Origin of the sequence: Halorubrum sp. CBA1125, from assembly GCF_009742825.1 — an archaeon.
Taxonomy (GTDB): Archaea; Halobacteriota; Halobacteria; order Halobacteriales; family Haloferacaceae; genus Halorubrum.
Window position 1 is genome coordinate 1 of sequence record NZ_WPCE01000115.1, and the last position, 9,327, is coordinate 9,327.

The window sequence follows — 9,327 nt, forward strand, 5'->3', positions numbered from 1 at the left end:
ATCCCGCTTCGCGGCCCGAATCGGGCGCGTCACCGGCTCAGAAGGGACGCCGTAGCTCCGCGCGTTCGAGGAGGTCCCGGATCGCCTCCTGTTTGTAGTAGCCGACGACCGAGGCGAGGATCACGAGCCCGATGAGCGCGAGTCCCGATCGGACCCGGCCGCTCGCGAGTTCACCGCCGGCGTAGACGGTGATCACGTACGCGGGCAGCCGTCCGACGCTTATCACCGCGATGAACGTCGGCAGCGTCCACTTCGTGAGCCCGCTCAGAAAGCAGATCGCGTCGTCCGGGAGGCCCGGAATGATCACGAACGCGAACAGCCCCGGCACGCCGACGGTGTCGACGAAGCCGTCGAACCGGGCGACGACGTCCTCGTGGAGCACGTCCTCGACGAACGACCGGCCGAACCGCTTCGCGAGCGAGAATGCCACGGTGCTCCCGATCAAGACGCCGGTGAGGCTGTAGACGGTGCCGGCGACGGGACCGAAGAGGTACCCGGCGACGAGCGCGACGACCTGTCCCGGGATCGGCGCGACGATGACCTGTAACGCCTGTATGAGGATGAACACCAGCGGGGCGAGGACGCCGAACTGCTGGAGCCACGTACGCAGCGCCTCGGCGTCGGTGATGAACCACGCGTACTCGCGAACGAGCAGGTAGAGGGCGACGAACGCGGCTGCGACGACGAACACGGCGAGTACGCCCCGCCGGCGGGCGTCCGGCGAGGAGAATATCTTCATTCGTGTCGCAAAGGGGCACAGAACACCTTGAAAGTTACCACACCGCAGCCGAACGGCACCGCGTGTTCCCGCTCGGGAACGGTGATCTAGGTCGTGGTGGGTGGGATCCCCTGCCGGTCGCGGTGACGAGAGGTTCGAGGACGGAATGTGTTCTCCTCAAAGAAACCGAAAGAGACTCAATACCGGATCGGTAACGTCAGTTTGTGAGATCCGAATTGCTCGACGTCGTTCCCGAACTCCTGCCCGAACTGCTGGAGCTTTTGTTCTTCGGTGTCGCTACGCTCGGACTGTCGCTCCTCGGCGTCTACATCGAGGGGTTCGCGCTCGCCTCCGTCCGTAGCGGCGACCTGATGCTCGGTCTGTGGGCCGGGAGTATCGGGGTCGTCGCGCTGGCGTTCGCCTACTTCACCGGCACCGACAAGTTCGCGGCGAAGCTGCGGGACCTCAAGCGCGCCTGAGGGGACGAGACGAGTTTGGCCGATCCCGAACGCGTCCCTCTCAGCGACGAGTGAGACGTCGGTCCTGCCGACCGAGACGTCCGTCCCGCCGACCGTCAGCGAGGCGTTTCAGCGTCCGGGTCCGTCGTCTCCGGCGGTGGCGCGTGACTTCGGCGGTAGCTTCGAACGAACGCGTAGGCCACGCCGACCGCCGCCCCGAGGCTCAACACGCCGGGGCCGACGCCGAAGGAAATCTCCGTCGGCGTGTTCACGAACGAGAACAGGTACGTGATCGTGTCCGGCGTCCCGATCGTGAGCGACTCGACCCCGAGTGCGGACAGCAGCATCGGGCCGGCCACCGCCAGCAGGACCAACACCCCGATCGCTGCGACCGCGGCTCCCGCGAGCGCGTCCCAGACGACCGCAGTCACGGAAAGCGACCGCGGGCGATCCGCCTCTCGGCCGACGATCCTGACGCCCGTCTCGTGGTCTTCGAGCCGGACGTGCGGGGGGTAGCTCAGCAGCGTCACGGTCATCCAGAGGTCCGCGATCGCGCCGGCGGCGTTCGCCGCCAGCGGCACGATCAGCCACCCCCACTCGAAGACGAGCATCACCGGGAGGCCGACGGCCGTCATCGCGACCAGCGGCGTCAGGAGGACGACGACGAACTGGTCGCGCGAGAACTCGTGGTCGGTCGTCGCGTAGGCGTACGGTAGGATGAAGTGTGCGACGCCGACGCCGTACCGCGGCTCGCCGCCGTAGTGGCGGATCGCGAGTCCGTGCAGCCACTCGTGGGGAACGAGGATCGCGGTCGCGAGGAAGAGGATCGTCACCGCGTTCAGGGCGTCCGTCCACCAGCCGACGCCGGCGGGCGCGAACTGGAACGTCACTGCGTGGCCGGTGACCGTCTGAAAGAGGACGCTCAGCGCGGCCGCGGCGACGACCAGTCCGAGCGTTCCGAGCGCCGTCATCTGGATGGCGAGGCCGCGGGTCAGTTCCAGCTCGCCGATGACCGTCTCGGATTCTCGGGATTCAGTCGCCATGTGACGGTATCAGCCGGACGGGTCTTAACACCTGAGAGCGGATCGACCCGTCGGCGCGGTGTACGACCGCACTCGTCCCGACGCGACGCTGCCGGCAGTAATGGAGGGGTCGAGCGTGGGTCGGAGGGAACGAGGACGGAATAGTGGAAACAGATATCGTATATTGTGTCACAGATTGCTGGTTACCTCAATCTATTTGTGGCCGTGTGGTCTGGTCGGTGGTATGGCGGGACCGCCGATCTACGACCTGCACTTCGCGGAGGAACCGACTGTCGACGAGGTCCCCGGCCCAAAATCGCGTTCGCTCCTCGACAAACAGGGAGACATCGACAGCAGCGCGGTCGCGTACCCCAACGACATTCCGCTCGCGTTCGACGAGGGGCGAGGCGCGACCCTGAAAGACGTCGACGGCAACGTCTTCCTCGACTTCTTCGCGGGGATCGGCGTCTACAACGTCGGCCACGCGAACCCGTACGTCAACGAGGGCGTCCACGAGCAGATCGACAAACTCACCCACTCCGTCGACTTCCCGACCGAGCCGCGGCTCGACCTGATCGAGAAGCTCGGCGAGATCGCGCCCGACGGGCTCGCCGGCAACAGCCGAGTGGTCTTCGGCGGGCCGACCGGGAGCGACGCCGTCGAGGCGTCGATCAAGCTCGCGAAGTACAACACCGGCGGCAGCGGCCTGCTCGCGTTCCGGAACGCCTACCACGGCGCGACGACCGGCGCGATGAGCCTCACGTCGAACAAGAAGTTCAAGAAGCCCTACGCGCCGCTTTTGCCCGACGTCGTCCACGCGCCGTTCCCGTACCCCTTCCGGGAGGGCCGCGACCCCGAGGAGTCCGTCGACCGCGCCTTAGAGGAGGTCCGAGCGATCATAGAGGAGCCGTACGGCGGGCTCACCGACCCCGCGGGCATCTTCGTCGAACCGATCCAGGGCGAGGGCGGCGTCGTCGTCCCGCCGGAGGGGTTCCTCTCCGGGCTCCGCGAGATCGCCGACGAGAACGACCTGCCGTTGGTGTTCGACGAGATCCAGGTCGGGATGGGCCGCACCGGCGAATGGTGGGCCTCCGAGCACTACGACGTCACGCCGGACGTGATGACGACCGCGAAGGCGCTGGGCGGCAACGGACAGCCCCTCTCGGGCACCATCTACCACGAGGACCTCGACACGTGGGGACCGGGCGACCACGCGGGCACGTACCGCGGCCACGTCCCCGCGATGGTCGGCGGCCTCCGCGCGATCGAGTACATCGAGTCGCACGACCTGCTCGACCACGCGACCGAGGTCGGCTCGTACATCCGCGACCGCCTCCGCGACGCCGGCGACGGCGACCCCGGTCTCGCCGAGGTCCGCGGCAAGGGGCTGTTCGTGGGCGTCGAGTTCGTCGACGAGACCGGCGATCCGGACGACGACCGGGTGGAAGCCATCCAGCAGTACTGCTACGAGCACGGCGTGCTCGTCTGGACGGCGGGCCAGTACAGCAACGTCCTCCGCCTGCTCCCGCCGCTCGTGTTGACACAGCGGCAGGCCGAGGTCGGAACGGAGATCATCGCGGACGCCGTCGCGGCGACCGCGGCGACCGTGTCGGCGTAGGAGCGACCGCCGCCGAGCGACGCCCTCCGCCGGATACGTCCTACGCCGGATACGTCCTACGCCGGTAGCGCCGACTCCGGCACCGTGCCGTCGTCGTTCCATCCGCGGACCTCGTAGTAGGACTCGATGGCGTCCTCCAGCCCCGGAAGTTCGTCCTCGTACGGGAGCCGATCGTCGTCGCCGTCGATACCGCGCTGGTTGTTGAAGTGACGTTCGAGCGCGACCGTCCGCGCCCCGACCGCGAGCAGGTCCTCGAAGTCGGCGTCGAACAGCAGCTCGTAGCGCTCCGGGGTCATGAAGTCCCGCGAGAACTTGCAGACGACGCCGCTGTCGTTGAGCGCCATCAAGTCCTCCCGTTCCACGAGGCGTTCGGCCTTCCCCTCGAACCCGGCGGGTGGCATCGCCTCGTCCTCGTCGACGAGCGGGTACTCGACCGAGTAGAAGGTCGCGTACATGTGGTCGGCGCCGCGGTTCGCGACCGCGTACGAGAGCGCCTGTCCGTGGAGGAGCCGCCCCTCGTGGGCCGCGAAGTCCATGTTCTTCACCGACCAGTTCTCCACGCCGAGTTCCTCGTGGATCCGGCCGATCCCCTCGGCGAGCCGGTCGCCGACGCCCTCGCGGTGAGCGATCTTCTCGACGAGGTCCCAGATGAGTTCGCGGTTCCCGAACTCGTCTTCCGCCGCGAGGTACGCGGCGATCGTGTTGCCCGCCGAGATGGCGTCGAGCCCGTACTCGTCACAGAGCTGGTTGGACTTCATCACGTCGACGATGTCGTCGACCCCGGAGTTCGAGCCGAACGCCATCGCCACCTCGAACTCCGGCCCTTCGGTCTCGACGCCGCGCTCCTCGTCGCGGGTCGGGAGCTTGCACGCGAACGCGCAGGCCGAGCAGGTCCCCTTCTTGTACTTTTTCGACGCGACGGCGTCGCCGTTGATCCCCTCGACGCCAGCGAAGGAGCGCTCGGAGAAGTAGTACGACGGGAGGCCGTCCATCTCGTTGGCGAGGTCCATCACCGCGACCGTCCCCTGTCGTTTCATGATGTGGTCCGACGTCGCGGCCTCGCCGTGGATCTCGTTCGCGGTCGCCGGGATGGAGATGTCGGGGGCGGAGTCGCCGCCGAACGTGACCCCCTTGACGTTCTTCGCGCCGAGGACCGCGCCGAGGCCGCCGCGACCGAACGCGCGCTCCTCGGTCGTCATGATCGAGGCGAACCGGACCCGGTGTTCGCCCGCCGGGCCGATAATCGCGGTCCGGTCGCTGGAGATCCCGTGTTCCGCCTCGAGGTACGCCGTCGTCTCCGGGACGGTCGCTCCGACCAGGTCGGGTACCGGCTCGAACTCGACGCCGTCGTCGCGAACGTGGACGACGACCAGTTCGTCGCTCTCGCCGGCCAACTCGACCGCGCCGTAGCCCGTCGCCGCGAGGTGCCGCGACACGAACCCGCCCGCGTTCGACGACAGCAGCCCGTCGGTCAGCGGGGAGAGCGCGGTGCAGTTCGTCCGGCCGGTGAAGCTCATCTGGGAGGCCTGCATCGGCCCGGTGGTGAACACCGCGCGGTTCTCCGGGCCGAACGGGTCGGCGTCGAAGGGGATGCGCTCGTGAGCCAGCCGCGTGGCCACGCCGCGACCGCCGACGTACCGCTCCTGGATCTCCGTGATGTCGGTCTCCGACGTGTCACGGTCGCCGAGGTCGATGGTCAGCAGCGGTCCAGTGCTGTGGAGCATACTGGGGGATCCGCGCGGACGATACAAAAACCTACAGTACCGGGACGAATTGCGGGTTTCGGCTGGTGATGCGCCCGATACGCGGAGTGACGTCCGGTGGCTCGGCCGCGCTACGCGCCGATTTCGGCGGGTGCGGCCGGCCGAGGATACACAATATCTGTATCTATTATACACGAAAAAGTTATCTCCCCGCTTGTCATTGCCCCTCGTAGACGACCGTTCCATGCCACGAGAAGAGATATTCGACGAGTCCGAGTACGAGCGGCGGGTCGAGCGAACGAAAGGTCGGCTGCGCGAGGAGGACCTCGACGCCGTCGTCGTCGCCGACCCGGCCAACATGAACTACCTGACGGGCTACGACGGCTGGTCGTTCTACGTCCACCAGGCCGTGATCGTCACGCCGGATCGCGACGAGCCGGTCTGGATCGGCCGCGACATGGACGGCAACGGCGCGCGCGCGACGACCCACCTCGCCGAGGAGAGCATCCGCGCCTACAGCGACGACCACGTCCACTCGCCGTACGACCTCCACCCGATGGACTACGTCGCGGGCGTCCTCGAGGAGCTGGGCGTCGCCGACGGCCGGATCGGCCTCGAGATGGACGCCGCGTACTTCACCGCGAAGTCGTACACGCGCCTACAGCGGAACCTCCCCGACGCCGAGTTCGCGGACGCGACGCTGCTCGTCGGCTGGGTCCGGATCAAGAAGTCCGAGCGGGAACTCGCGTACATGCGCGAGGCGGCCCGCATCTCCGAGAACGCGATGCAGGCGGGCCTCGACGCGATCGAGGCGGGCGTCCCCGAGTACGAGGCCGCCGCCGCGATCTACGACCAGCTCATTCGGGGGACCGACGAGTACGGCGGCGACTACCCGTCTATCGTCCCACTGATGCCGTCGGGCGACTACACGGGAACGCCGCACCTCACCTGGACCGACCGCGAGTTCGAGGACGGCGACCCGGTCATCGTCGAACTCTCCGGCTGTCGCCACCGGTATCACTCCCCGCTCGCCCGCACGACCTTCGTCGGCGATCCGCCCGCGGAGCTCGAAGAGACGGCCGACGTCGTCGTCGAGGGTATCGAGACCGCCCTCGACGCCGTCGAGCCCGGCGTCACCTGCGAGACGGTCGAGAAGGCCTGGCGTGACACCATCGCGCGGTACGGCCTCGAAAAGGAGGACCGCATCGGCTACTCGATGGGGCTCGGCTACCCGCCGGACTGGGGCGAGCACACCGCGAGCATCCGCCCCGGCGACGAGACCGTCCTCGAGGAGGACATGACGTTCCACATGATCCCGGGTATCTGGACCGACGAGATCGGCATGGAGATAAGCGAGACCTTCCGCGTCACGAGCACCGGCGCGGAGACGCTGGCCGACTTCCCCCGTCGGCTGTTCACGGCCTGAGGAGTTCTCACGACCACGACGCCGACCGTCGACGACCCGGAGTGATCACCGATTCGTTGGCGTCACCGACTCGTTTGCGTTACCGATTCACCGGCGTCACCGATCGCTTGCTGGCTGGGATACCACGTTCTCGAGGTCGCCGTCGGACGCCAGCGCGGCGAGGTTCCCCGCGACGATGTCGGCCAGTCGGTCCCAGTGTCTCGGGGTGTGGCCGCCGGTGTGCGGAGTGAGCAGACAGTTCTCCAGATCCCAGAGCACGTGGTCCGACGGCAGCGGCTCGGGGTCCGTGACGTCGAGCGCGGCACCGCGGATGCCCTCGTGCTGGAGCGCGGAGACGAGCGCGTCGGTGTCGACGAGCCCGCCGCGCGCGGCGTTGACGACGACCGCGTTCGGCGGCAGCGTCGCCAGTTCCGCCTCCCCGACGAGCCCCCGCGTCATGTCGTTGAGCGGGCACGCGAGCACCACGTAGTCGCTCCGCGAGAACGCCTCGTGGACGTCCGCGTCGTCGAAGCTCAACACCTCGTCGGTCGGCCCGCCCTTCTCCGGCGTGTAGCGGATGCCGATCGTCTCGACCTCGAACCCCGCCAGCCGCTGGACGACCGCCTGTCCGATCGACCCCAGCCCGACGACGGTCACCGTGCTGTCGGTGAACTCCTGAGACTGGAAGTGGCGCCACTCGCCGTTCCCCTTCCGGCGCCAGCCCTCGTGGAGGTTTCGCGCGAACACGAGCATGTTGGCGACGGTCTGCTCGGCGATGCCGGGAGCGTGGATGCCGCCCGCGTTCGTCACGACGACGCCGCGGTCGGCCAGCGCGTCCGTCGGGACGTGGTCGGTCCCGGCGAAGGTACACGCGAACAGCTCGAGCCGGTCGGCCCGCTCGAGCAGGTCGGGGTCGAGCGTGATGCCGGTCACGACGCGCGCTCGCGGGACGAGTTCGCGCTCTTCGGCCGGCGTCCGCGCGAGCGCGACGACGCGATCGGGCAGCCGCTCGCGGAGCGCCTCCGCGTACGACTCCATCGACAGCCCCTCGGTTCCTTCCCGCAGTACGACGACGTCCGGGTCCGCGTCTGAGCGTGCGTTCATGTGGTGTGGTCGCGTCGGAGCGACGCGTTGGGTACCGATCCGCACGGGCGCTCTTATTCCTTTTGTGTACCTCTTGTTAACGACAATTGTGTATAGTTAAGTGGGTGGGACCTGTGAGTGATCCACATGACCGAGCCGATCCGCGACCGTCTCGTCAGCCTTCGGCGCAGCTTCCACCGGCAGCCGGAGCCCGCGTGGCGCGAGTTCGCCACGACCGCGAAGCTCGTCGAGGAGATCCGAGAAATCGGGGTCGACGAGGTGGCCGTCGGGCCCGACGCCTACGATCCCGCGGACCGAATGGCTGTCCCGGACGAGGACCTCGACCCCTGGATCGAGCGCGCTCGCGAGCGCGGTGCCGACGAGGCCCTGCTGGAGCGGATGACCGGCGGGAACACCGGCGCGGTCGCGGTCGTCGACCGCGGCGGGGGGCCGGCGATCGGGCTGCGCGTCGACATCGACGGGCTGTTCATCGAGGAGTCCACCGACCCGGACCACGACCCGGTCGACGAGGGGTTCCGGTCGGAGATCGACGGGACGATGCACGCCTGCGGCCACGACGCCCACATGACGTGGGGGCTCGCCGTCCTCGAGGCGATCGCCGAGAGCGACTTCGCCGGCCGCCTGGTGGTGTTCTTCCAGCCGGCCGAGGAGACCGGCGGCGGCGGCGCGCCGATGGCGAAATCCGAGTTCGCCGACGACTTGGACTACCTGCTCGCCGTCCACGTCGGCCTCGACCACCCGACCGGGGAGGTGGTCGCCGGGATCGAGAAGCCGCTCGCGATGTGTCACGTCGACGTGACGATCGAGGGGACGAGCGCGCACGCGGGCAAGGCCCCGCAGGAGGGCGACAACGCGATACACGCGATGGGGACCGCCATCGAGAACGCCTACGGCATCCCGCGACACAGCGACGGGATGACGCGGGTGAACGTGGGGAAGGCGTCGGCGGGGACCGCGAGCAACGTCATCGCCGAGCGGGCGCACATGGAGGCCGAGGCCCGCGGGGAGACGACGGAGCTGATGGAGTACATGAAACGCCGACTCGACCGCACGATGCGCTCGGCCGCGAAGATGCACGGTTGCCGCGCGACGGTCGAGGTGGTGAGCGAGTCGCCGCGGGCCGACAGCGACCCCGAACTCCAGGCGCTGGTGAGCGAGGTCGCGAACGGCTTCGACGGCGTCGACCACGTGATGCCCGCGGCCGACTTCGGCGCCAGCGAGGACGCGACGTTCCTGATGAACCGCGTCCAGTCGGACGGCGGGCTGGCGACGTACCTGATCGTCGGGACGGACCACCCG

General features: G+C 68.3%; 8 protein-coding genes. 4 read left to right on the forward strand and 4 right to left on the reverse strand.

The window, feature by feature from the left end:
* Positions 1–37: 37 nt before the first annotated feature.
* Positions 38–739, reverse strand: a complete 702-nt coding sequence (locus GJ633_RS10765) for a TVP38/TMEM64 family protein (RefSeq protein ID WP_156588832.1) — start codon at positions 737–739, stop codon at positions 38–40.
* 203 nt (positions 740–942) lie between these two features.
* On the opposite strand from GJ633_RS10765, the gene GJ633_RS10770 reads away from it, so the two are divergent.
* On the forward strand, positions 943–1,197 hold the full coding sequence (locus GJ633_RS10770) for a hypothetical protein (protein ID WP_321169025.1): 255 nt from the start codon (positions 943–945) through the stop codon (positions 1,195–1,197).
* Positions 1,198–1,292: 95 nt separating this feature from the next.
* Here GJ633_RS10770 and GJ633_RS10775 read toward each other — a convergent pair whose 3' ends face one another.
* Entirely contained in the window at positions 1,293–2,219 is a 927-nt protein-coding gene (locus GJ633_RS10775; protein WP_156588833.1) for a DUF3267 domain-containing protein, read from the reverse strand.
* 223 nt (positions 2,220–2,442) lie between these two features.
* Here GJ633_RS10775 and GJ633_RS10780 point away from each other — a divergent pair, with 223 nt between their 5' ends.
* Positions 2,443–3,816, forward strand: a complete 1,374-nt coding sequence (locus GJ633_RS10780; protein WP_156588834.1) for an aspartate aminotransferase family protein — start codon at positions 2,443–2,445, stop codon at positions 3,814–3,816.
* 56 nt (positions 3,817–3,872) lie between these two features.
* Here the strand turns inward: GJ633_RS10780 and GJ633_RS10785 are convergent, their stop codons facing one another.
* A complete protein-coding gene (locus GJ633_RS10785; protein ID WP_156588835.1) occupies positions 3,873–5,540 on the reverse strand; it encodes an aldehyde ferredoxin oxidoreductase family protein in 1,668 nt (555 codons plus the stop codon).
* Between the two features lie 223 nt (positions 5,541–5,763).
* On the opposite strand from GJ633_RS10785, the gene GJ633_RS10790 reads away from it, so the two are divergent.
* Positions 5,764–6,945 carry a M24 family metallopeptidase gene (locus tag GJ633_RS10790; RefSeq protein ID WP_156588836.1) on the forward strand — a complete coding sequence of 394 codons (1,182 nt, stop codon included), beginning with the start codon at positions 5,764–5,766 and terminating at the stop codon, positions 6,943–6,945.
* Positions 6,946–7,041: 96 nt separating this feature from the next.
* On the opposite strand, the gene GJ633_RS10795 is transcribed toward GJ633_RS10790, so the two are convergent.
* Positions 7,042–8,028, reverse strand: coding sequence for a D-2-hydroxyacid dehydrogenase (locus GJ633_RS10795; protein WP_156588837.1), 987 nt, complete (start codon positions 8,026–8,028; stop codon positions 7,042–7,044).
* Positions 8,029–8,154: 126 nt separating this feature from the next.
* Between GJ633_RS10795 and GJ633_RS10800 the strand changes: the two genes are divergently transcribed.
* A partial coding sequence (locus tag GJ633_RS10800; RefSeq protein ID WP_156588838.1) for an amidohydrolase occupies positions 8,155–9,327 on the forward strand: 1,173 nt, incomplete at its 3' end.